General features: G+C 49.4%; 21 protein-coding genes. 19 read left to right on the forward strand and 2 right to left on the reverse strand.

Features of this window, described 5'->3' with window-relative positions:
• Positions 1-67 precede the first annotated feature (67 nt).
• The 6 genes from FO446_RS07040 (at position 68) to FO446_RS07065 (ending at position 5,946) form a co-directional block, all read left to right on the forward strand.
• Entirely contained in the window at positions 68-1,012 is a 945-nt protein-coding gene (locus FO446_RS07040) for a carbohydrate ABC transporter permease (RefSeq protein ID WP_237900212.1), read from the forward strand.
• Between the two features lie 33 nt (positions 1,013-1,045).
• A complete protein-coding gene (locus FO446_RS07045) occupies positions 1,046-1,870 on the forward strand; it encodes a carbohydrate ABC transporter permease (protein ID WP_237900214.1) in 825 nt (274 codons plus the stop codon).
• Positions 1,857-2,837 carry an N-acetylglucosamine kinase gene (locus FO446_RS07050; protein WP_237900216.1) on the forward strand — a complete coding sequence of 327 codons (981 nt, stop codon included), beginning with the start codon at positions 1,857-1,859 and terminating at the stop codon, positions 2,835-2,837. The genes FO446_RS07045 and FO446_RS07050 overlap by 14 nt, the downstream gene beginning before the upstream one ends.
• A gap of 127 nt (positions 2,838-2,964) precedes the next feature.
• Positions 2,965-4,377 carry an ATP-binding protein gene (locus FO446_RS07055; RefSeq protein WP_237900218.1) on the forward strand — a complete coding sequence of 471 codons (1,413 nt, stop codon included), beginning with the start codon at positions 2,965-2,967 and terminating at the stop codon, positions 4,375-4,377.
• A gap of 12 nt (positions 4,378-4,389) precedes the next feature.
• Complete coding sequence (locus FO446_RS07060; RefSeq protein ID WP_007725309.1) at positions 4,390-4,704, forward strand: DUF3870 domain-containing protein; 315 nt, start codon at positions 4,390-4,392, stop codon at positions 4,702-4,704.
• Between the two features lie 27 nt (positions 4,705-4,731).
• Positions 4,732-5,946 (forward strand): sensor domain-containing diguanylate cyclase, encoded by a 1,215-nt coding sequence (locus tag FO446_RS07065; protein WP_237900220.1) that lies wholly within the window; start codon positions 4,732-4,734, stop codon positions 5,944-5,946.
• Here FO446_RS07065 and nhaC read toward each other — a convergent pair.
• Positions 5,943-7,295: a Na+/H+ antiporter NhaC gene (gene nhaC, locus FO446_RS07070; protein ID WP_221867545.1), complete on the reverse strand. Its 1,353-nt coding sequence runs from the start codon at positions 7,293-7,295 to the stop codon at positions 5,943-5,945. The two genes, FO446_RS07065 and nhaC, sit on opposite strands and share 4 nt — an antisense overlap.
• A 331-nt stretch (positions 7,296-7,626) precedes the next feature.
• Between nhaC and FO446_RS07075 the strand changes: the two genes are divergently transcribed.
• Genes FO446_RS07075 through FO446_RS07085 form a run of 3 tightly spaced genes read left to right on the forward strand, consistent with a single transcriptional unit; the run spans position 7,627 to position 9,420 of the window.
• Entirely contained in the window at positions 7,627-8,550 is a 924-nt protein-coding gene (locus tag FO446_RS07075; RefSeq protein ID WP_237900221.1) for an NAD(P)/FAD-dependent oxidoreductase, read from the forward strand.
• 21 nt (positions 8,551-8,571) lie between these two features.
• Positions 8,572-8,820, forward strand: a complete 249-nt coding sequence (locus tag FO446_RS07080) for a glutaredoxin family protein (protein ID WP_173608899.1) — start codon at positions 8,572-8,574, stop codon at positions 8,818-8,820.
• Positions 8,821-8,865: 45 nt separating this feature from the next.
• Positions 8,866-9,420, forward strand: a complete 555-nt coding sequence (locus tag FO446_RS07085; protein WP_173609140.1) for a peroxiredoxin — start codon at positions 8,866-8,868, stop codon at positions 9,418-9,420.
• Between the two features lie 107 nt (positions 9,421-9,527).
• Here the strand turns inward: FO446_RS07085 and FO446_RS07090 are convergent, their stop codons facing one another.
• The gene (locus tag FO446_RS07090; RefSeq protein WP_173608898.1) at positions 9,528-10,442 is read right to left on the reverse strand and encodes an NAD(P)/FAD-dependent oxidoreductase; all 915 of its coding nucleotides are present in this window, start codon (positions 10,440-10,442) and stop codon (positions 9,528-9,530) included.
• Between the two features lie 438 nt (positions 10,443-10,880).
• Between FO446_RS07090 and FO446_RS07095 the strand changes: the two genes are divergently transcribed.
• The 10 genes from FO446_RS07095 to FO446_RS07140 are packed head-to-tail and all read left to right on the forward strand — an operon-like array spanning position 10,881 to position 23,712.
• Positions 10,881-13,103: a hypothetical protein gene (locus FO446_RS07095; protein ID WP_237900223.1), complete on the forward strand. Its 2,223-nt coding sequence runs from the start codon at positions 10,881-10,883 to the stop codon at positions 13,101-13,103.
• Positions 13,104-13,124: 21 nt separating this feature from the next.
• Entirely contained in the window at positions 13,125-14,315 is a 1,191-nt protein-coding gene (locus FO446_RS07100) for a HEAT repeat domain-containing protein (protein ID WP_221867547.1), read from the forward strand.
• Positions 14,316-14,332: 17 nt separating this feature from the next.
• Positions 14,333-15,775 (forward strand): glycosyltransferase family 2 protein, encoded by a 1,443-nt coding sequence (locus FO446_RS07105; protein WP_173608895.1) that lies wholly within the window; start codon positions 14,333-14,335, stop codon positions 15,773-15,775.
• Positions 15,772-16,563, forward strand: a complete 792-nt coding sequence (locus tag FO446_RS07110; protein WP_237900225.1) for a response regulator transcription factor — start codon at positions 15,772-15,774, stop codon at positions 16,561-16,563. Before FO446_RS07105 ends, FO446_RS07110 begins: the two co-directional genes overlap by 4 nt.
• Before the next feature lie 30 nt (positions 16,564-16,593).
• Complete coding sequence (locus FO446_RS07115) at positions 16,594-17,955, forward strand: nucleotide sugar dehydrogenase (protein WP_173608893.1); 1,362 nt, start codon at positions 16,594-16,596, stop codon at positions 17,953-17,955.
• Positions 17,956-17,999: 44 nt separating this feature from the next.
• Complete coding sequence (gene glmS / locus FO446_RS07120) at positions 18,000-19,832, forward strand: glutamine--fructose-6-phosphate transaminase (isomerizing) (protein WP_232774682.1); 1,833 nt, start codon at positions 18,000-18,002, stop codon at positions 19,830-19,832.
• Between the two features lie 57 nt (positions 19,833-19,889).
• The gene (locus tag FO446_RS07125) at positions 19,890-20,096 is read left to right on the forward strand and encodes a hypothetical protein (protein ID WP_173608891.1); all 207 of its coding nucleotides are present in this window, start codon (positions 19,890-19,892) and stop codon (positions 20,094-20,096) included.
• Positions 20,093-21,115 (forward strand): bifunctional UDP-N-acetylglucosamine diphosphorylase/glucosamine-1-phosphate N-acetyltransferase GlmU, encoded by a 1,023-nt coding sequence (glmU, locus tag FO446_RS07130; protein ID WP_237900227.1) that lies wholly within the window; start codon positions 20,093-20,095, stop codon positions 21,113-21,115. Before FO446_RS07125 ends, glmU begins: the two co-directional genes overlap by 4 nt.
• Positions 21,116-21,162: 47 nt before the next feature.
• Entirely contained in the window at positions 21,163-22,029 is an 867-nt protein-coding gene (locus FO446_RS07135) for a hypothetical protein (protein WP_237900229.1), read from the forward strand.
• Positions 22,030-22,032: 3 nt separating this feature from the next.
• Complete coding sequence (locus FO446_RS07140) at positions 22,033-23,712, forward strand: hypothetical protein (protein ID WP_237900231.1); 1,680 nt, start codon at positions 22,033-22,035, stop codon at positions 23,710-23,712.
• Positions 23,713-23,734 lie beyond the last annotated feature (22 nt).

Consider the following 23,734-nt stretch of genomic DNA (forward strand, 5'->3'; position numbering starts at 1 on the left):
GGGAGTGGACCTGAGGTGGGTTCACTCCCGGCTTCTGAACAGGCCGCGATGATTTTTGGAAAAAGGGGTGGGTATCATCGAGACGGTAAACCGAAAAAGCATTCGAACAAAGGGGCAAGTACGCTGGCTGATTCACTTGTTTCCACTGCCCGCACTTGTTATTTATACGTTGTTTGTCGTGTACCCGATCTTTTCGGCATTCTTATACAGTCTGTACGACTGGAATGGCATCAAGCGCGGGGTTTTTGTTGGACTGCAAAATTTCATTACGCTGTTTACGGTAGAGCCTTTCAACGAAATGTTCTGGAATGCTTTTCGGCATAACGTCTTCTACTTTGTGGTCGAAATGATTGTGCAAAATGGGATTGCCTTCGGTCTGGCTTTTCTCATCTATCGCAAAATACGAGGTTCCGGCTTTCTCAAGATTGCTTATTTCATGCCAAGGCTGTTGTCTGTTATTGTAATTGGTTTTTTATGGAAGTTAATATTGAATCCGAATTATGGGGCACTCAATACGATTTTGGCAAAAATTGGTCTAGGGGAGTGGGCCAGACCATGGCTGGGGGACCCAGATACAGCGCTTCTTGCGATTATTTTGATTAATTGTTGGTTTGGTATAGGCTTTGCCATGCTGATCTTTTTGGCGGGACTTCAGTCGATCCCGGAGGATTTGATCGAGGCGGCGAGATTGGATGGGGCAACAGGCTTGCGGATGCTGTGGAAAATGATTTTGCCGCTGTGCATGCCAGCGATTACGATTATGACGATATTTACGTTCATTCAGGCGTTTGAAGCGTTCGAGCTCGTCTACGCTATGCAAGGCTCGATGGGTGAGCCGTTTTATTCGACGGATACGCTAGCGGTTTACTTTTATCGCATGGCGTTTAGCAGCGGAGCTGGGGATGTCACACTTGGACTCGGTTCGGCATTGGCTGTCGTGTTGTTTTTCATCGTCGGATCTGTGTCGGCGTTGTCGCTCTATTTGATGAGGAAACGAGAGGTCCAACACTAATTGCGTGTTCCTGAGTGGAAAGGAGGATGCGACGTGAAGATGACTGTGGGTGGGAGAGCTATAGCTTATGTGCTGGCGTATTTATTTGCGTTAATCGCTCTATATCCGATTGTACTGATGCTTTCTTCTTCCTTGAAAACGAATATGGAGATATTTGCGAGTCCGCTTTCCCTTCCGAAGACGTTTAGTTTGGATACGTACAAAAAGCTGTGGGAAGCCGTGCCTTTTGCCGACTTTTTGTGGAACAGTGTATTCGTCAGTGCTCTATCTGTCTTGCTCATTACGGTTTTTTCAGCGATGGCGGCCTTTTACTTGTCGCGCTTTTCCTTTACATGGACAGCGGGGCTCTACTTCTTTTTCATTATTGGCCTGATGATTCCGATCAAGCTGGGGATCGTTCCCTTGTTTTTGCTGATGAAGAATCTCGGCCTCTTGAATTCTCTGTGGTCGCTGATTCTGATTTATACGGCGAGTGGCATTCCGATCTCTGTTTTTATTTTGACGGGCTTCTTTCGGACGTTACCCATTGAGCTGGAGGAAGCGGCGCGGATCGATGGATGCAGCCATTTTCAGGTGTTTTGGCGCGTACTCTTGCCGCTGATTCGTCCTGCCTTGGCTACGGTGGTCATTATTAATTTCATCCATGCGTGGAACGACTTTTTCTTCCCGTTGATTTTCATTCAGGAGGAAGCGCTCAAGACGATTCCGGTAGGCATGATGGTGCTGTTTGGAGAATATGAAACGGATTGGAGCCTGTTGTTTGCTGGGCTCACGTTGTCTGCTTTACCGATGATCGTCGTGTTTTTGATGGCATCGAAGCAGTTTATGGAGGGGTTGACGGCAGGTGCAGTCAAGTAATGCGGAAAAGTGGTTTATCGGGATCGATGGGGGTGGGAGCAAAACCAGAGCAGCCATCTGCAATAAGGCGGGACAGGTTCGAGCAATTGTGGTGGGGGAGTCATCAAATCCGCTCTCTAGAAGCTGGGGGGATGTGGAGGCTACACTACGCCAACTCATGGATGCTGTGAGAATAAAGGCAGGTGCCAAAGAAGAGGAAGTAGCCAGTCTGTTTATTGGGCTTGGCGGTGCAGATCGTCCGCAGATCAAGGAAAGAATTCAGCTTGCCTTTGCCAATGAGTGGGGAGAACGGCTATTGATTGATAACGATGTAATCGCTGCCCTTTACGCAGGGACGTGGGGGCAGCCAGGCGTCGTACTCCTTGCTGGTACGGGCTCGATTGCCTGTGCCTTTTCAAAAGAGGGGGCGCGGCACCGTGTAGGCGGATGGGGGTATCTGGTAGGAGATGAGGGCAGCGGGTTTGATTTGGGCAAAAAAGCGGCAAGCGCCGTATTGCGCGAATACGATGGGCGCGGTGAGTCGACAGTACTGACACAACTGTTTATGGACCACTATGGCGTTGAGCGTCCTGATGAGCTGATCAGCCTGATCTACGGGGGAAGCAATCCGCGAATGGAGCTGGCAAAAACGAGTCAGCTCGTAGAACAAGCTGCAACACTAGGTGATCGGGTGGCGAATACATTGATCGTGCAAGCAGTGGAAGATTTGCTAGAATTAGCCGATGCTTGCTTAAAAAAGGTTCAGGAGCCTGTTCCAGTCGTTTTAGCGGGAGGATTGTTAACGGCCAATACAATCCTACGCGAACAACTAATTGGGAGAGCTTCGTTTCAAACGATCATTCCCACGGTACCCCCTGTCGTCGGAGCGCTGGTAGCGGCTTTCACAAAGCTGGGCGTAGTTGTTGACGAAAAAATGGCAGAGCAACTGCGTATCAGTTCAGAGGTACCGGAAAAATCGCACAATTAAATTTTCCGAGGGATGGAAACAACAGAACGAATAGGGTAAAATTGGGTGAGAATAGGATTTGAGAACGTTGCAGGCTATTTCCGTAATTTGGAGTAGCCGTTTTCTCGTCCCAGGAGGGAGGGGCACGATGAAAAATTTATTGGACAGTGGATGGAGAAGTGGTCATCTCTATCGTTCCTTCTTTGATCAAATGATGCAGGCCACTTTTCTGCTCGATCAATTTGGAAGAGTTTTTAAAGGCAATCCTGCCTGCCAAGTGTTGAATGGCTACTCTGTAGAAGAATGGGAAGGGTCTTCATTTTGGAAGCTGGCTATTTCGGAAGAACAGGAAATGGTACGCCTTCAAACACAATTTGCGATGAATGGTGATCCGAGACCTTTTTTCACCGCTTTTCGTCATAAGGATGGCACAAGCATTCCCGTGCATATTACATATGGAGCCTTTTGGGAGGAAGGGACATCAATTGGGTATTATGCGATGGTACAGAAGCTCCCGGCCCCGTTTGGAGACAGCTATGGTTCCAAACAGTGCAGAGTATTGGATATTTCCGGTGAAGGAGCGTTCATTTTCCGTGCTGGGGAGCTTCAATACGTCAATCAAGCAGGGATGCAACTGGTTGGGGCTTCTGGCTTGGACGAGCTGTTATGGTATCCATTTCAGTCGTTTTTCCATCCCCGTGATGTACCGAAGATCAAGGGGCTCATCCGCATATTGGAAGAAGGGGAAACAGCCTCGCCAATTGAGGTCGAGCTAATCCGTTTGGATGGCAGTCGGACGGAGGTAGAAGTGTGTGGAACATCGATGACGATGTTGGACAAGCTCTCCGTGTACATACTGATTCGGGATATTACGGAACGCAAACGGGCGCAAGAATTTTTGCAAAACTCGGAAAAACTCGCGCTGGTCGGGCAATTGGCGGCAGGAATCGCGCATGAGATACGCAATCCGCTTACCTCGTTAAAAGGCTTTGTGCAATTAATGCAAAAGGATGGCATGAGAAAGCCGGAGTATTTTTCGATCATGAGCTCGGAATTGGCGCGAATTGAGATGATTGTCTCAGAGCTGTTGGTCTTGGCGAAGCCGCATACGGCTGTGTTTGAAGCCCGCGATCTGTCCAACCTGATCACGCATGTGGTTACGCTCTTAGAGACGGAGGCGATTTTGAAAAAGGTCATGATTCAGGTCGTTTTCGAATCGGAGGTTCCCTTGATCCATTGCGATGAGAATCAGTTGAAGCAAGCTTTCATTAACTTTTTGAAAAATGGGATCGAAGCGACCGCAGGGAATGGAGAAATTGTGATTCGACTACGGTGTGAAGATGACCGAGTCGTCATTCGGTTTGAAGACAACGGAGTGGGGATCCCGGCCCATCAGATGGCGAGATTGGGAGAGGCTTTTTTCACGACGAAGGAAACGGGGACGGGCCTGGGGTTGATGGTGAGCCGCAAAATCATCGAGAACCATCGGGGGACTCTGCGGTTGATAAGCACCCCAGGTAACGGAACGGCAGTCGAGGTATGCTTGCCGATCAGCAGCTAGGAGGACGACTGGATGAACAAAAATACGGTACTGACAGCAGGCTTCGCCCAAATCCCCAAGGGAACTACCTTGTACGAGGTTTCAACCATGGTAGGCTGTGTACTCATCATTGATGTAGACGCCGAAGTGATTTGCGACGCCAGCTTTACCTTTGTCATGGACAAGACGAGTGAGTTTTTGGTGAGCTTGCTTGTAGGCAAGACAGTTGCAGATGGCATGCAGGAGATCACGAAGGCGATCCAAGAACGTTTTTTAGCACCTGGTCAGGGAGCTGTCTTGCAAGCCATCCGTGCAGCTATTGAGCGATATCATGAAAAAAAAGCGTAAAGCTACCCAATAGCCGGAGGGTTGAATATGCATGAGAAGCACGACGTTAGAGAAGCGTACGCAAGACAGTTGTTGGAGCGTTATAGCCAATGGCTCGGCAACATAGAAGCAGTCGAGCTTGGCGAGGTCGAAGCATTATCTCGTGAGGTAGATAGTATGCTGTCGGAACAGGACAGTGTCTTGCATGCAGAACTGCTGAAGCAGATTGTGGAGCTGCGAAATAAGGTAACCGAAATGATGTGGATCTCCGAGCATATGAAGATTTTGCACGATCTCAGCCACATTTTTGCGAAAACGTTTGAGGAAAGCAAAATTTTGTGGAAAGCATTCGAGCTGGTCTCGCGCGTAATGCGTGCAGATGCTTTCTTTATCGCCTTTTATGATGAAGGCGACAGTGAGATCAAAATTCCGATCAGCATCGATAACGGGGTCAATTATGGTCCGCTCACCATTCCCTATGGGCAAGCGATGGTGTCCAAAGTGATTGATACAAGGGAAACCATCCACATCAAGACGATGAAGAACGAGCCAAGCGAACCAGAAATGATCCGCTGGGGAAGCCCGGAAATTGATACGAATACATGCATTTTCGTTCCACTCATGCTGGGGAATCAGATCAAAGGCGTTATTTCTGCCCAGTCTTATCGCGAGTTTGCTTATAAAAAAGAGCACGAGGAACTACTGAAAATCATTGGTTTTCAGGTAGCAAGTGCTATCGAAACGGCGCGTTTATATGAGCGAATGTACCAGATGTCGTTTCAGGATGAGCTGACAGGGATTGCGAACTATCGTGCTTTCCATCGTGATTTGGAAAAGCTGCTGGGTGAAGAGGATGCGTCTGTCTCTTTGATCATGCTGGATTCAGACAGCTTAAAAACGGTAAACGACCATTATGGTCATCATGCAGGGGACGCACTGATTAAACAAATTGCCGAAGCGATGAAAGAAGTGGCGGGACCAGAGGATACTGCGTATCGTTATGCGGGAGACGAGTTCATGCTGCTCTGCCCCGGATCGTCGATGGAGATGGCGGAGGAAAAAGCGCATGCCATTCGGGAATATTTGCGCTTGCGCCCGTTAACACAGGACGATTGCTGCATCTTGATAGCGGTCAGTGTTGGCATCGCGCGCTACCCTCAAGACGCAAACACGGCAGATGGCTTGAAGCGGGCAGCAGATGAGGCACTGTACCGCTCCAAGCGCAAAGGGAAAAACTGTACGACCGTGTATGCAGCCGGCTAAGCTTTCTGCCGACGCATGGCGAAAAGAAACGTCAAAACTGGCGAGATCCACAGGTAGATGACGTAAGGCAAGTATTCCACTGTAGATACATGCAAGGTAGCGGTAAAGAATGCACCACTTACCCCCCATGGAATGAGTGGGTTGACGAGTGTCCCGCAGTCTTCGAGAGTACGAGACAGTCGTCTGCCCGCCATTCTGCGAGCTGTGAATGCTTCACGAAACATCTGCCCAGGGAGCAGGATGGACAAATATTGTTCTCCTGTCAGCAGATTCACGAGAATAGAAGAAGATCCGGCTAGTCCGACCATTTCAGCGTCCCGTTTGATTCGATTGATGAATCCGGAAAAGAGTGCATGAAACACACCGCTGTATTGCAGGATGCCGCCTAAAGACAAGGCAATCAAAATCAAGGCGAGGGACCAGGTCATCGACAACAGTCCACCGCGGTCTACAATCGATGCAACGGCTTCATTGGCGATATTGCTGGTGAAGCCTTTTTGCATGACAGTCATCCATTCGACCGGAGAGGTAACTCCTTCGGAAAGAGCAGCTGTGACAATCCCGCTCAAAATCCCGAATACCAATGTAGGCAAGATAGGTTTTCGCAGCGCTGAGCATAACAGGACGACGAATGCAGGCAGCAGCGATAAGAGGCTAAGCGAGAAGTTTTGTTCCAAAGCAAGCTGGATTTCTTGAATGGCGTCAAGATTCACGCTGGCGCTTTGTCCTTGAATTCCGAAAAAAATCGCGGTAATGACAAGGGCAGGAACGGCAGTGCGTGACATGAACTTGACGTGCTCCGACAAGGAGACGCCCGCAATGGCTGCTGCAAAGTTGGTCGTGTCGGAGAGCGGCGACATTTTATCCCCAAAGCAAGCTCCACAAATAATGGCTCCAGCTGTAATCAACGGATCAAGTCCGAGTGCAGTGGAGACCCCCATCATAGCGACCCCTACCGTACTAACCGTGGTAAAAGAGCTTCCTGTAACAGTCGAGACGATCACCGTCAGAAACAGGGCGGAGAGTGTGAAGTACTCCGGTGAGATGAGCGAAATGCCGAGGTGCAGAATCATCGGAACGGTCCCACTCATCATCCACACCCCGATCAAAATGCCGATCAAGGAAAGAATCAGCATGGGGGCGATCGCGGTTTGAATTCCTTTGATCAAGCCCTCCTCCATTTGCTTCCACGGAACGCCGAACAGGAAGAGAAGAGTGGCAGCTCCTATGGTTGCGAGGAAGAGCGGCATATGCGGCTCAACTTTTCCCCAGAAAAGGGCAGGAAACAAGATTCCGAATACGGTGACAAGCACCCAAATACTTTGTGAAAAAGATAATGGCTTGTTCATAATGGCAACTCCTTGTTAAATCAGCCTGAAAGCAGTGAGAAGGCACATTTTACTTTCGCACTTTTGTGCTTTCTTGCTTTTTTGCTTTTGTGCGTTCAAGTGTTAGTGGTACTTTATCCTGAATTACTTGTTTCGTCAACGAAATCGGGTGAATTCGGAATCGTAAAATAATTCAAGGCAGTGGGCGGACTTTTTGTGCGCTTTTTATAATAAGAACTAATTTAAAATTATTATAAAAAGATATTGACTTTAAAATTTTATCGAGTAGAATGATAATTGTTCCTAGTTGATAATGATTACAATTTGATAATAAGGAAAGGGGGAGCCGTTCATGTATGATGTCATCATCATCGGGGGAGGACCAGCTGGTGCTTCCGCTGCCATTTATACAGCTCGTGGAAATCTAAAGACGCTCGTCATCGATAAGGCACCCGGAACAGGGGCGCTTGCCCTGACACATAAAATTGCCAACTACCCAGGGGTTGAAGGCGAGATGACTGGGAAAGAACTGTTGGATAAAATGCGCAGACAAGCGGAGGGCTTCGGTGCAGAATTCATCCAGACTACGATTTCTGCGGTAGACGTAGAGGATGAGGATAAAAGCATCTTCACGGCTCATGGTACTTTCCAAGCGAAGGCCGTGATCGTAGCGACTGGTTCCAAAGGGCGTAACCGTATGCTTCCAGGAGAAGAGCAATTGCTCGGACGAGGCGTGAGCACATGTGCGACATGCGACGGAGCTTTTTATGAAGGCAAGCATGTGGCGGTAATCGGTGATACGGAGGAAGCATTGGAAGAAGCACATGCACTGACCAAATTTACGGACAAGATCACCTTCTTGGTGCCGCGCGCTGATCTCCAAGGGGTAGATGGACTACCCGAACTGCCGAATACGGAAATGCGTTTCCGTACGCGCCCATTGGAAATAGTGGGAGAAAAAGCGGTCGAAGGGTTGCGCATTCGCACGGCAGAAGGGACGGAAGAAATGCTATCCGTAGACGGGGTCTTCGTCTTCCTGTCTGGCAGCAAGCCGGGTACCGATTTCTTGGATGGACAGGTTCCCCTCGATGAGGAAGGCTTTATGATTCTAGATGAGTTCATGCAGTCTTCTGTTCCAGGCGTATTTGGAGCGGGAGAGGTGCGCAAAACACCTGTGAAGCAAGCAGTAGTCGCTGCGGCAGACGGTGTCATTGCGGCTATGGCTGTAGACAAATACATCAACAAGCGTTCAAAAGTTGTCCCCCAATACAAATAGAAGAACAGGAGAGAAACAAACATGGCACAAGCAATCGTATACTCCAGCACCAATTGCAACTTCTGCAAGGAATTAAAGAAGTATTTGACAGAACAAAACATTTCTTTTGAAGAACGCAACATCGATGAAAAGGAAGAGTACGGTCAGGAGCTGAGCCGTTTAGGCGTGATGTCTGTTCCCTTGACAGTCATTGGTGAAAAGCAAATTTTGGGCTTCAACCCGACACGTATCAAAAAAGCACTGGCAGCATTGGAAGAAGCTGCGAAGTAATTTTCATTAGATAACATATAAAAGGAGAGATTTATCATGACAACAATGACAACCCAGCAAACTGTACAACTTCAAGTAGGAAAACCAGCACCTGACTTTAACATGCTCACGACCAAAAACCTTGAGACACTGGAAGAACGTGTGTCGCTGGCTGATTACAAAGGAAAATGGCTGATTTTATTCTTCTGGCCGTTCGACTTCACATTCGTTTGCCCGACAGAGGTTACTTCGTTTAGTGACAACATGGAAGAGTTCGAAGATTTGGATTGCGAAGTGCTGGGGGTATCCACGGATAGCGTACATACGCACCGGGCATGGATCAAAACACCTCGGGATGAAAACGGCATCGGTGAAGTAAACTTCCCGCTTGCGAGCGACTTCAAAAAAGAGACGGCACGAGCTTATGGCGTCCTGGACGAAGAGACCGGTGCAGCTCACCGTGGCTTGTTCATCATAGATCCAGACGGCATTCTGCGCTACCAAGTAGTTACGGACATGAACGTAGGCCGCAGCGTGACAGAAACAACTCGTATTTTGCAAGCTCTGCAGGCTGGCGGTCTGTGCCCGGCGAACTGGAAGCCAGGTCAGAAGACGCTGTAATCAAAGAAAAAGCATTGCTTCTATAATATAGAAGAAAGACAATCCCACCCATCTATTGCAGACGGAGGGATTGTCTTTTTTTATGGAAGGAACGAGGAGGGATGGAGCTAACTTTGATGATTCCATGCCTCTGAAAGCAGTTCGTTGTTGATACTCATTCCAGCGGCAGAACCTAGAGCAGCAGCAGTTATCACTTGGTATTGTGTAGTAGCTGCATCGCCTGCACTGTAGACACCCGGTACGCTCGTTTTCCCAAAGCTGTCGACGATGACCGTTCCTGCTTCCGTTACCTGGCAGCCTAATGCTTGCGGCAACTCAGATCCAGCCGCGAGTTTTGGAGCAAAAAAGATCCCCTTGCACGAAATGCTATCGCCATCTGCAAGGTCAACGCGCTGTACCATCCCATCGACAGATACAATTCGCTCAATCGGGGAGTCATAGACAGGAACGCGATGCTGCAACAGCTCCAACCTTTGTTCTTCTGTGAATCCATCTGGTCCATTGGTGCAGATGGTGTATTGTTTGGTCCAACCAGACAGCATTTTTGCCAAATGCAATGCCTTTTCCCCGTTGGCGATCAAGACGAGTGGCTGGTCGCGTAATTCCCATCCATCGCAATAAGGGCAGACAAAAGCGCTTTTTCCATACACTTCTGCCAATCCGTTAACAGGTAGAGGAAGATCCTTCATTCCCACTGCGAACAGCAGCTTTTTGCTTTGATAAGTCGTTCCCTGTGCAGTCGTAATGAGAAAATTTCCATCTTGTCCCGTTATCGTTACAGCTGTATCCTCCACGAAACGGACGGAGGGGTAGGCGCTGATCTGTTCTCTTGCAATGCGACGAAATTCGCCCGGAGTGATGCCGTCTCTCGTAAGAAAGCCATGCGACTCACGTGTAACTCGATTGCGCGGGCGGCCTTCATCGATAACGACGACGCTTTTTCTTGCCCTGCCAAGTGCGAGAGCGGCACTCATACCTGCTGGTCCGCCGCCAATAATCCCTACATCGATAAGTTGATTCATGTTTGTATACCACCTTTGCAGATTCTTTATATCTGTAATAAAAATAAATAACTATTATAGACCTGTAATATCTATTATAAACGAACCTTCCCAGGAATCAAGCCGAGAAACACTTTGTGTTCTTTTTGTAAATAATCCTTTATATCGGAAAAATCCAGCGCCTTTCAAATAGTAGCAACCTACCATTTTTACGAGCCAAAAGGAAAAAAAAGGAAGGAGTAAATGTACCTAGTTGGCAAAAAATGTGGGCCAGAAGACCGTCCCGGTTGCAGGACTTCCCTCCAAAAAACGTAGGACGATGGAGGTGAATCTGTCCCAACATTACATTTTCATGACAAATCTGAAAAAGACACAATAGTGAATTTTGTCTATGGGAACGATTTGCTCCCTATGTTTACAATGACTGTGACGTGGCAACATATCGGAGGTTGACGAGAAATGGAGCCAACAAAAAAGAGAAGATGGCGCTGGATGAGCCTGACCATGCTGATCGTGGTGGGGGCAAGTGCTTTCTGGTGGTTTTGGGCAGCAGATCGTGTCGAAAGCATGGAGACGAATACAGGTGCTCAATTAAAATTTCGCGCAAATGGCGAGCTGTTCGAAGTCTATCAGAATCAGAAATGGCAGCCCTTTTTTGCGAAAGGCGTCAATCTGGGGGCATCGCTACCGGGTCATTATCCGGGTGAGCTTCCCATAACAAGAGAGGATTACATGCGCTGGTTCGCAATGATCGACGAGATGGGAGCGAACGTTATTCGTGTGTATACCATCCATTCTCCTGTCTTTTATGAAGCGCTGGTCGATTACAATCGGCGAAAAGAAGGGGACCCTCTCTATTTGATGCAGGGCATTTGGAGTCCAGAGGAGCTGTTGATTGAAAAGAAAGACGCCTATTTGCCAGAGATTCGCGAGGAGTTTCGACAGGAAATCAAGGATGCAGTCGGCGCTGTCTACGGGGGTATCACCCTGCCAGAAAAACCGGGAAAGGCAAGTGGTACATACCGTGCCAATGCGGGCAAATACTTGATCGGCTGGCACACAGGGACCGAGTGGGACCCCGTGATGGTACGAAACACCAACCGCCTGCATCAAAAAGTTACTCCCTATCAAGGGAAGTACTTCCACGCGACACCGAGTGCAACCGCTTTTGAGACATGGATTGCTGAAATGGTAGATACGGTGGCAATGGAAGAGAGCAAATACGGTTGGCAGCATCCGATGACCTTCACCAATTGGGTGACTACAGATCCCTTATCGCATCCGGGAGAGCCGGTCCATCATGAAGATTTGGTCAGTGTCGATCCTACCCATATAGAGCCAGCGCAGTGGGAGGCAGGCTACTTCGCTTCCTATCACGTGTACCCGTATTATCCGGATTTCTTCCGTTACGACACTACCCTGCAACAGTTGAAGAACGATGCAGGGCAAATCGATACGTACAAAGCGTATTTACGACAACTGAAGCAGTATCACAAAAACATGCCGATCATGGTGACAGAATTCGGGGTCCCAGCATCGGTGGGAGTCGCCCATCTGGGCAATTTGGGGCGCAATCAGGGTGGTCATTCAGAAAAGCAGCAGGGAGAGATCGACGCCGAGCTTTTGCAGGAAATCCATCAGGAAGGGTATTCGGGAGCAATCGTATTCGTGTGGCAGGACGAGTGGTTCAAAAAAACGTGGAACACGATGCGCTTTGAGTTGCCGGAAGATCGACGCTCCCTGTGGATCAACGTGTTGACCAACGAGTCTCTGTTCGGAGTCCTCGGGATGTACCCGAACAAAGAAGGCGTGCTGACCATCGATGGGAATCGCACGGATTGGGATCAGCTCGTGCCGGAAGAGAAGCAACGCCTCGATGTTCAAGTCCCGGGCGTCGACGAAATCTGGATGACACATGATGAAGGGTACGTCTATTTTCTTGCTCAATTGAAGGAAGACTTTGACCCGGCAAAACAACAGCTCTATATGGGTATTGATACGCTTCCTGGCGGGAACAGGCATGCGGCTCAGCTTCCTGGTCTGACGCTGGATGAGGGGCTAGAGACGTTGATCGCGTTGGGAAAAGCAGACGAGAGCCAGATTCAAATCGCCGCCAATTACGACTTTCATGCACGCTTATACGGAAAACGCTACGGCATGCTTGCCATCAAGGAAGAGGAGAAAAAAGACAATTCCGGGATTTTCAAGCCGTGGAAGCTAGCTGTTAGCCTGGAGATGGAGCCGCCAGACAGCAAGAAGTACTATCCGTTGGAGGAAGTCGAGGTCGGCAAGCTAATCCGGGGAACGACAGATGCCGCAGACCCGCAGTACGACTCACGAACCGCCTGGCAAGCGAAGGGCAAAGTGGTAGAGCTGAGAGTACCGTGGATGCTGCTTGGATTTACAGACCCGAGCTCCTTGTCCGTCATGAGCTATGAAGATGACGGCAAAAGCTTCACGACGAAGAAGACGAAAGGCATTCGCATCCTGCCGCTCCTGGTGGATACAGCGACCAAACAAATCGTCGGACAAAAGGCTTATGCATTGACGAAGCTCCCGATGTATTCATGGCAAGGCTGGGAGCAAGTCGGCTATCACGAACGCAAAAAACAGAGCTATTCCATACTAAAAAAAGCATTCCATGAGATTGAGGCTCCGGTGAAGATCGGGACTCAGCCTTGATTGGATAGGAGAGTGGCAAACGTGCAAACACCATTGGCGACGGCAATTGTTTTTCTGTACGCGCTATGTGGATTGACAGTACTAGGCTTGCTTGTCTTGTTCGCACTGAAGCTGCGCAACATTTCGGTGGAGAAACAGACCATGCGTTGTCTGGAAAAATATCGCGACTACTTCGTTTACCTGCAAGCACACGGGGAAGAAGACGAGCGCTTGCAAGTGCCTTATGGCGATGTGACCCAAAAAGAAAAGCAAATCATTCAGAAAAAGCTGTTTGAGCTGATGGAGCGAGTCACAGGCATTCATCGGGACAAGCTGATCTGGCTCTGCGAGGATATGGGACTCGTAGAGCTGGACATGCAAAGACTAAATGGCTGGTGGAAATGGACGAGGGTGGATGCCGCCTACAATTTGGGGATCATGCGCTCCAAGCTCGCCGTACCTGCACTACTCACCCTGCTGCAAAAAAACACGAATGACACCAGTGTTTTTATCATTGCGCGCTCCGTCGCCAAATGTGCACGCAACACAGAAGATTTGCGGGAAATGGTGACCCGGGTTGTCGGAGCGAAGAAAAATGTCCACCAGCTTATCGTGGACATCATCAGTGATGCGCAGGTGGATACAGCACCGCTTTTCGCACAGTTTTTACAAGAATCCGATGCTGAACTGGTCAAAATCGGACTGATTGGCTACGCGGTGCATGCCCAGCCTGGCATTGAGCCTGCGCTATACCAGCTCATTCAATCGCCTGACAAGGAAGTCCGAATTAAGGCAGTCAAGCTCATGAGTCGGGATATCCGCTATATGAATGAGCAGACAGTCACAGATTTTATGAACCACAAAGATTGGGAAATTCGGGCAATGGCAGCGAAAGCAATTGGCTCACTGAAATTGCATTCGTACATCCCCTCACTGAAAAAAGCGGTGGGCGATGCGAACTGGTGGGTTCGCCATCACAGTGCGCGCAGTCTGGCGCAGCTAGAGGTCGAAGGCTTTGCTGCCCTGTGTGAAATTTTGCAGGAAGAGAGAAACAGTCATAAGAGTGAGATGGCTCATCAAGTGATCCAGGAGGAGCTGGAAAAAGAGAAGCTGGTTCTACAGCGTGCGACAGCAACAACGACAGAGAAGCTCGTGCAATACAACGAAAAGCTGCATCTGTACCGCAAGTCGTACCGCAAAACGATCTCCACGGTTCAGGTATTGGAAAGATAGAGCGAAAGGAGGCTGCCATGAGAGAATTTCTACTTTACTACGGAGTATTTGCGGTCTATTACGTCATCGCGATCAACTCTTTGTACTTCATCATCATGCTGTTCTCGTTCAAGAGCATCATGGGAATCTTAAAAAGCTCCATCTATTCGAGATTCCAGACACTTTCAGGTTCTGAGCACGTTCCGCCGATTTCGATTCTCGTGCCGGCATACAACGAAGAGCTGACGATTATTGAAAACGTAAGGTCGCTCTTGTCCTTGAACTATCCGCGCTACGAGGTGCTTGTGGTCAACGATGGATCGAAGGATGCTACCTTGCAGGTCTTGATTGACGAGTTTTCACTGGTTTATTCCGAGCACATGCCGGTGCAGCCGCTTCTGCATACGTCGAAGATCAGGGGAGTCTACCACAATCCGGCTTTTCCGAATCTGTACTTGATTGACAAAGAGAACGGAGGAAAAGCTGACTCGCTCAATGCGGGGATCAATCTCTCCCACTATCCGTTGATCGCTTCTATCGATGCAGATTCCTTGCTGGAAAAAGACGCGCTGATTCGCATTGCGAAGGTGTATATGGAAAACCCGGATGAAACCGTAGCTATCGGCGGAGATATTCGCATTGCCAACGGCTGCAAGATCGAAGACGGTGTCGTGAAAGACATTCGTTTACCAGACAAGTTTTTGCCGATGATGCAATCCGTCGAATACCTCAAGGCGTTTCTCGGGGGACGAATCGGCTGGAGCGCAATCAACGGATTGATTATCGTCTCAGGTGCGTTCGGTGTTTTTCGCAAGGATTACATCATCAAGGTAGGCGGCTATCGCGAGGGGTATCCGGGTGAAGACATGAACATCATCATCAAGCTGCACAAGTACATGCTTGAAAACAAGCTGCCGTACCGAGTGGCATTTTGCCCCGATGCGGTCTGCTGGACGCAAGCGCCGGATACGCTCAAAATCTTGGGCAGTCAACGCCGCAGATGGGGTCGAGGCAATCTGAAAAACATGATTGAGTACGGCAGATACATGGCGTTTCGCCCCAAGTACAAGCTGTTCGGGATGCTCACGCTACCGTTCAATATCTTGTTTGAAACCCTGAATCCGTACTTCCGTATCACGGGTCTATTGGCCCTCATCGGTTATACCTTGTTGGATATGACCAACGGCTACGTCCTCTTACTCTACGGCTTGCTCAATGTGCTGTATGGCATGCTGCTTGGCATTGGCTCCTTATTGCTGGAGGAAATCGCGTTTCGACGGTATCCGCGTTTTCGGGACATCGTCAAAATGCTTTTCTATACGATTCTGATGTTCTTCGGCTATCGGCAAATCGGCGTCATCTGGAGATTCCTCGGTCATATTGAATATTTGCGCAACAACAACTCCTGGGGAACGATGACGCGGACGAGCTGGCAGACGAAGAGCAGCGAAAACATTTCAAGTTTGGAGGCTAGATCATGAGTAATCTCGTACCTGTTTTTTACGAGCATCTGAACAAGATGGAAGAGAAACATTTGGCGTGTGGGGTTATTCTGGCGGCTTGCAAAACCCTCACGAAAGAGTCAATGGAGCTGATCAAGCAAGACCTGGGCACCAGTTCAGGAGACGGCCCCGAGATTGCTTTGCACTACGCGTATGACAAAAACAAGCAGCTCTTCGGAATACTGCTGGAAGGACAGAAGCTTTCGAACACCCATTTCTATGCTTTGCGTGTCAAAGACTATTTGCAAGAGCACAAACTGCTAGCAGGCAGCCTTTTGATTGCAAGTTTTCCCGAAAGCTCTCGCTCGTCCGGTCAAATGCTGATGCGGATGATCCAAGAGATGAGAGAGCCAGGCGCTCATGGGGAAATCAAGATTTACGAGCAGAATCCCGCTCAAAAAGAGGGGCCGGCAAGTATTTTGCTGGTTAACCATGATGAGACTGTCAACGAGTTTTTGAGCATCTACTTTCAGCGCAAAGGGTATCTCGTTACGGTAGCCAATGACGGGATGGATGGCATGGAAAAATATCAGGAGGTCGCCCCTGATCTCGTGATTACCGACCTGAATCTCCCTATCCTCAATGGATACCAGCTCATGGAAAAAATCAAGGATATCAGCGCTTCTATGAGCAAGATTATGGTGCTCACAGACAAACGTCTGGAAGAAGATGTGCAAAAATCATTTGCGATGGGAGCATCTGACTACATTACCAAACCATTCTCCCCGGTAGAGCTGGAAGCCAGGGTGAAAAGGCTAATTTCATAATTTTAGAAAGAGAAAGGGAGAGAGACGAGGATGGCGAGATACGAGGAACTGCAACAGAAGATTCAACGAAAGACAGCGAGAGTGGGTGTCATTGGGCTTGGGTATGTAGGGCTGCCGCTGGCGGTAGAGACGATCAAGAGTGGTTATACCGTAATCGGAATCGATCTGCATGGCGGAAAAATCGAGAGCCTGAAAAGAGGAGAGTCTTATGTCCAGGATGTTTCTAATGAGACCTTGCAGGAATGCCTCGCGACCAATCGCTTTTTTCCGACGACTGATTATAGCGTAATCGAGGAGCTGGATGCGATCAGCATTTGCGTTCCGACTCCACTCAGTCCCAATCAGGACCCGGACACCTCTTACATTACAAACGTTGTCGAGCAAATCAAGCGATTCATGAAAAGAGGAATGCTCATTACGCTGGAGAGCACAACCTATCCGGGAACAACGGAGGAGCTGATCCAGCGCGAATTTGAAAAGCTGGGCTATCGGGCTGGCGTCGACTTTTTCCTCTGCTACTCGCCGGAGAGGGTCGATCCGGGCAATCGCAAATACAGTACGTACAATACGCCAAAGGTGATCGGCGGGACGACAGAACGCTGCATGGAGCTAGGCACACTCTTGTATGGCAGTCTGGTCAAAACCGTCGTACCGGTCTCCTCGCCAAAAGTGGCGGAGATGTCCAAGCTTTTGGAAAACACCTTCCGCAGCGTCAATATTGCTTTCATGAATGAGATGGCAATGATGTGCGACAGAATGGGCATCAATGTTTGGGAAGTAATCAAGGCCGCATCGACCAAGCCTTTCGGGTTCATGCCGTTTTACCCGGGACCCGGAATCGGTGGGCATTGCATACCGCTCGATCCGATGTATTTGTCGTGGAAGGCCAAGGGCTTTCGTTTTCACAGCCAATTTATTGAGATCGCCCAATCGATTAACGACAACATGCCGGACTATGTCCGAAACAAGACAGCACAGGTGCTCAATATTTACGCCAAAGCGATCAACAGCTCGCGCATCTTGATTCTCGGCATGGCCTACAAGCCGGAAGTAGATGATCTGCGTGAATCACCGGGTCTGGAGATTTACGAGCTATTCACTAATAGTGGAGCAACGGTTGACTATTACGACCCGTATGCGCAGAGCTTTGTGAATAAAAAAGGCGAGATCGTCCATTCCATCGCCAATGACTACGAGGCGTTCAAGACATACGATTGCATGGTGCTCATTACGAATCACCAATGCTTTGCCTATCAGGAGCTGGCGGATTTGGGAGTGGCCATTATCGACACACGAAATGCATTTGAGGGCATCACGAATCCGAATGTGTATCGCATCGGAACCTCCGTCGCAATCAGGCAGGAGAAAGAAGTCGTCAGCTTGCTCGCATAATACAAAATCCGAGCATTATACGCAACAAGGGAGGAACCGAAGACATGTGCGGAATTATGGGATATATCGGGAACAGGGAAGCGCAGCCGATCCTAATCAATGGGCTGCGAAAGCTGGAATACAGAGGCTACGATTCAGCAGGCATTGCGATTTGTGATGGAGCAACCATCGGCATTCGCAAGGCAAAAGGCAGAATTGATGTACTGGAGAGCCAAACCCAAAAGTCCGGCTTGCAAGGCTCCATCGGCATTGGTCATACGCGCTGGGCGACACACGGGCGACCTTCTGATGAAAACTCTCATCCTCATTTTGATCAATCCGGCAAGTTCTCGATCGTGCATAACGGCATTATCGAAAACTATCTGGATCTCAAGCAGGAGTTGATCGAAAAAGGCGTGACGTTTACCTCGGAGACAGATACAGAGGTCATCGTACACCTTTTGGCGCAGGAATACGACAATAGCCTGGTTGCGGCAGTGCAGAAGGTCGCTGGCAAAATTCGCGGAGCATTTGCCCTTGGTGTGATGACGGAGCATGAGCCTGACAAGCTGATTGCAGTACGCATGGCGAGCCCGTTGATTATCGGGGTAGGAGAGAATGAGAATTTCATCGGTTCTGATATCCCGGCGATCCTGGAGCACACGCGTGATGTGTACGTTCTGGAAGACGGAGACCTGGCGATTTTGACCAAAGATTCTGTTCACGTCATGCGTCTGGATACGACGGAGCCAATCGAGCGAGAGCTGGTGCGGATTGAGTGGGACAAGGAACAAGCGGAAAAAGACGGCTTTGCTCACTATATGCAAAAGGAAATTTACGAGCAGCCGCGTGCCCTGCGCAACACAATGACGGGTCGAATCGATGCTACCCAGCAAAAGGTTATTTTTCCTACTCTTCAATTATCGGAAGCGGATGCCAAGCGTGTGGAGAAAATCTACATTGTCGCATGCGGTACCGCTTATCATGCGGGCTTGATCGGCAAGCATGTGATCGAGCGACTGGCACAGATTCCGGTAGAAGTAGACGTAGCGTCGGAGTTTCGTTACCGTCGCCCACTTTTTCAGTCCAATACGCTCACGATTGCCGTCAGCCAATCAGGGGAGACAGCAGATACACTGGCAGCCATGCGTGAAGCCAAGCGAAACGGCTCGGCAGTGCTCGCTATTACGAATGTAGTCGGAAGCTCGATTGCCCGTGATGCTGATGACGTAATTACGACAAATGCTGGTCCGGAAATCGCGGTTGCTTCGACGAAGGCATATACCTCGCAGCTGGTTGCGTTTTACTTGCTTGGCATCTATCTGGCGCAAGCGAAGGGAACACTGGATATTGGCACCCGTGCCTCACTGCTTGACCAACTGACGGCTCTCCCGGATCAAGTCGAGCATATTCTCGCGCATGCAGATGAGATTCGTCATTTCGCTGAGTCGATCAAGGACGAGCAGCATCTGTTTTTCATCGGACGAGGACTCGATCATGCAGTATCGATGGAAGGCTCACTCAAACTGAAGGAAATCTCGTATATTCACTCGGAGGCGTATGCGGCAGGGGAGCTGAAGCATGGCACGCTGGCGCTGATCGAAGAGGGAACGAGAGTCATTGCCTTGGCTACACAGGATGAGCTGCATGAGAAAATGATCAGCAATATTACAGAAGTGAAAGCCCGTGGAGCAAAGGTTCTCGGTATTACCTTGGATGGACATGTAGAGCTGCATCGCTCGGTTGATGATGTATGCCTGATTCCGCAGACAGATGCCTTGTTTACACCGGTGTTAGGCGTTATCCCCCTCCAGCTCATTTCCTATTACACTTCGGTTGCGCTCGGCAATGACGTAGATCGTCCACGGAATTTGGCCAAAAGTGTAACAGTTGAGTAAACACGAACGTCAGTCGTATTAAGGCTAGAGAGTAATAGGAAAAAGGGGGAAAGATGAATGAACACCTCGAAGCGGACGTTGAATCAGGAGAAATTACTGGAGATTATGCTTCAGGCCTATCAGCTGGGCGTGCAGAGGAAAGACATTAATTTGAGCATGATGATTGACACACTGACCTATGAATTGAAACCATACTTCGATCAGCAAATCCAACAGGGTCAGCTTGCAAATGGGGAGCTGACCAAGACGGAGGCGATAGGATGAACATACATGCAGTAGTACTCGCAGCAGGAAAAGGAACCAGAATGAAGTCTTCGCTCTACAAGGTCATGCATCCAATCTGCGGGAAGCCGATGATTGAGCATGTCGTAGAGACATTGGAGGCCTTGTCGCTTCGCCACTTGGTCGTCGTTGTCGGTCACGGAGCCGAAGTAGTCAAAGAGCAGCTGAAAAACCGCGTTCAGTATGCGTATCAACCGGAGCAACTAGGTACTGCTCATGCTGTTTGGATGAGCCACGAAATTCTCGGGGCGCAGGATGGTGTTACGATTGTCATGAATGGCGATACACCTCTCGTACAAGAACAGACGCTGCGAAGTTTGCTCGAGTATCACCAGCTCAAACAAGCAGCAGCCACGGTTTTGACCTCCATTGTGGACGAGCCTACAGGCTATGGCAGGATCATTCGCGACGAGAACGGCGATGTCCGTAAAATTATCGAGGAAAAAGACGCGACCTTGGGCCAAAAAAAGGTGAACGAGATTAGCACCGGAATCTTTTGCTTTGACAATCAAAAGCTGTTTTCGATGCTGCCGATGGTCTCAAATGAAAACGCGCAAGGGGAGTTTTACTTGCCAGACGTTCTGGGGCTTTTGCAAGAGCAAGGTCATTTGGTAGCGGCGTTTGCAACGGATGATCCAGAAGAAGGCAATGGCGTCAATGATCGTGTGCAGCTCGCAGATTTGGAACAACTGATGCGCAAGCGAATCAACGATTTCCATATGCGAAACGGAGTTACGATGATAGACCCGAGCTCGACATACATCGATTCGGACGTAATGATCGGCCGCGATACGGTGCTCTATCCGGGAACCTGCCTACTTGGCGACACACAGATTGGTGAAGGCTGCCAAATCGGGCCGTACGCGCTGGTCAAAAACAAGAGCATCGAGGATTACACGAGAATTCAGCCCTTTTCGGCGGTTGATGGCAGTACGTTTGGTGAGCGGGCTTTTGCTGGAGTGGGAGCGACGACACAACAGTACGGTATCGACCAGCGCTGATGCAGGTACTTCGTCGATATAGCTGGCTTTGGATAGCACTGCTCCTTGTGACAGTGGCTTCGATCATCATGCTGTCGTTGGCAAACACCCGCTCTCCGCTGACAAAAGCAACCTGGATATGGGATGCCAAGCAAATGGAGACCCAAACCGATGAAATGATCGAGTTTGCCGAGAAAAACGACATCAACCTGATCTATCTTCACGTCGAACCAGCAACAGTTGCGCCTAAGACGTACCGTACCTTCATTGAAAAAGCCAACCAGGCAGGCATCAAGGTAGAGGCGCTTGGCGGTGACCCAAATTGGGCGTTAACAGCGAATCGACAGAGCATCAACGATCTCATCTCCTGGGTGAAGGCGTTCAATCGCAGTGCCAAGCCAGATGAACGATTCGCGGGGATTCACGTCGATATCGAGCCGTATTTGTTGCCTGCATGGAAGGAAGACCAGGCGGAAATCGTCCGGCAATGGCTGAAAAATGTCAGCTATCTGGTAGCGGAGACAAAGAAGGATACTGATCTCGCTGTCGGTGCCGACTTGCCTTTTTGGATCGACTCCGTAAACGTTCCTGACAGTGATGAGAAAGTGAGCAACTGGATGGTGCAGCGTCTCGACAGTATTACGTTAATGGCCTACCGCAATCAGGCTCTTGGGCAAAATGGGATCGTCGAAATCGTAGAAAAAATCGTCGATGATGCCAATGAACGCAAAAAAGGGTCGGTCATCGTAGGCGTCAACATCATGGAAACGATGGAAGGCGCGCATGTGAGCTTTTTTGAAGAAGGCACAAAAGAGATGAACAATCAGTTGGCCATTTTACAGGAGGAGCTGTCAAACAATCCGGCGTTTGCAGGAAGTGCGATCCATGATTACGAGAGCTGGAAGCACGCAAGTCAACGAGAGGAGCAACTTTGACGAATGAAAGCTGCGCGCATCTATTTGAGTGTACTCTGCCTGACGGTCGGCTTTCTGTTCGGCTTTTCCCCCGCGGAGAAGAAGAGTAAAGCAACATGGATCTGGCAATCCGAAATGATCGGGAGAGAGAAACAAGAGATTCTCGATTTCTGCAAAAGTAACGATATTCATCTCGTCTACTTGCGAATCGAGATGAACAAGCCCTATGAATACTACCGCGATTTTATCCGCGAAGCAACAGAGATGGGGATCGAGGTTCATGCGGTAGCCGGTCATCCGGCGTGGGCGCTCAAAAGCAATGAAAAGCGGATGATGAACATCGTCCACTGGGTAAAAAGCTACAACCGTGAAGCACAGAAGGATGAGCGTATTAGCGGGATTCAGTTAGACATCGAGCCGTATCTCCTGCCGTTTTGGGATACCGATCAGAAGCGGATTATCGGTGAATGGCAAGCCAATGTACAGGCGTTCACAGCCGAGGTGTCAAAAGATGAGGATTTGGTTGCCAGCGCAGCCATTCCATTTTGGCTGGACGATATTCCTGTTCCGGGACAAAAAGAGATGTCTCTGTCCAAATGGATGATCAGCCAGTTTGATACGGTATGTATCATGGCGTATCGGGACACCCTTTCCGGTCAAAACGGCATCCTGAATTTAATTGATCAGGAAATGAAGGAAGCGGATGAATTAGAGAAGCGTGTCTTGGTTGCTGTGAATATTAAGCCACTGGATGAAGACCACGCTTCTTTTGCAGAGGAAGGCCCGGCTCTTATGAAACAGCAATTAGAGCAATTGCCTGCACATTTGGCACACCATCCGTCCTTCTCTGGAGTCGCGATCCACGATTATCGCTATTGGAAGGAGGCGGCTCCACTGCCCCCGATAACGAAGCAGCGTTATAAAGGCACCTACATATGGCGTGCAGAATTGATAGGCACGGAAAAGGAGGAAATTCTCTCCTTTGCGGAACAAAACGGGGTGAATCTCCTCTATGTTCGTCTGGATTTAGAGCAACCGACTTCCTATTATCGCGATTTCGTCAGAGAGGCTCGTGAAGCGGGGATCGAGGTTCATGCGATGGGCGGCCATCCGATTTGGGCTCTGTCTGAAAGTCGGAGCAAGATCATGAAGCTCGTGAATTGGGTGAAAGCCTACAATGAGGCTGTCTCGACAGACGAGCAGTTTCACGGCATTCACTTAGACATTGAGCCGTATGTCCTTCCTGTCTGGCGCGAGGATAAAGAGGAAGTTTTACGTCAATGGATGGGCAACATCGAAGCTTTTGTCGAGGAGACCAAGAAAGAAACTTCCCTGGAAGCAAGCGTCGATCTCGCCGCGTGGCTGGACAAGACACCTACTCCGGGTCAGCCTGAATTGCCCTTTTCGCATTGGATGATCGAGCAGCTTGATCATACGACCTTGATGGCCTTTCGCGATCGCGCTCCTGGGATCATTGGCTTGGTTGAAAATCAGATGAAGTACGCAGAGAGTCTCCAGAAAAAGCTGGTCGTCGCCGTGGAGACAAAAGAGAGCCACGAAGGGAAAGGAATCACCTTTCACGATGAAGGCATGGGCGAAATGGATCGGCAGCTGGATCTGGTGACAAAAGCGCTGGATCGATACTCCTCTTATTGGGGGCTCGCCATTCATGCCTATGACTACTGGAAAAACGGGAAAGAGTAGGCTGCCTGCATCGTGCACCATT

This window comes from Brevibacillus brevis, assembly GCF_022026395.1.
Lineage (GTDB): Bacteria > Bacillota > Bacilli > Brevibacillales > Brevibacillaceae > Brevibacillus.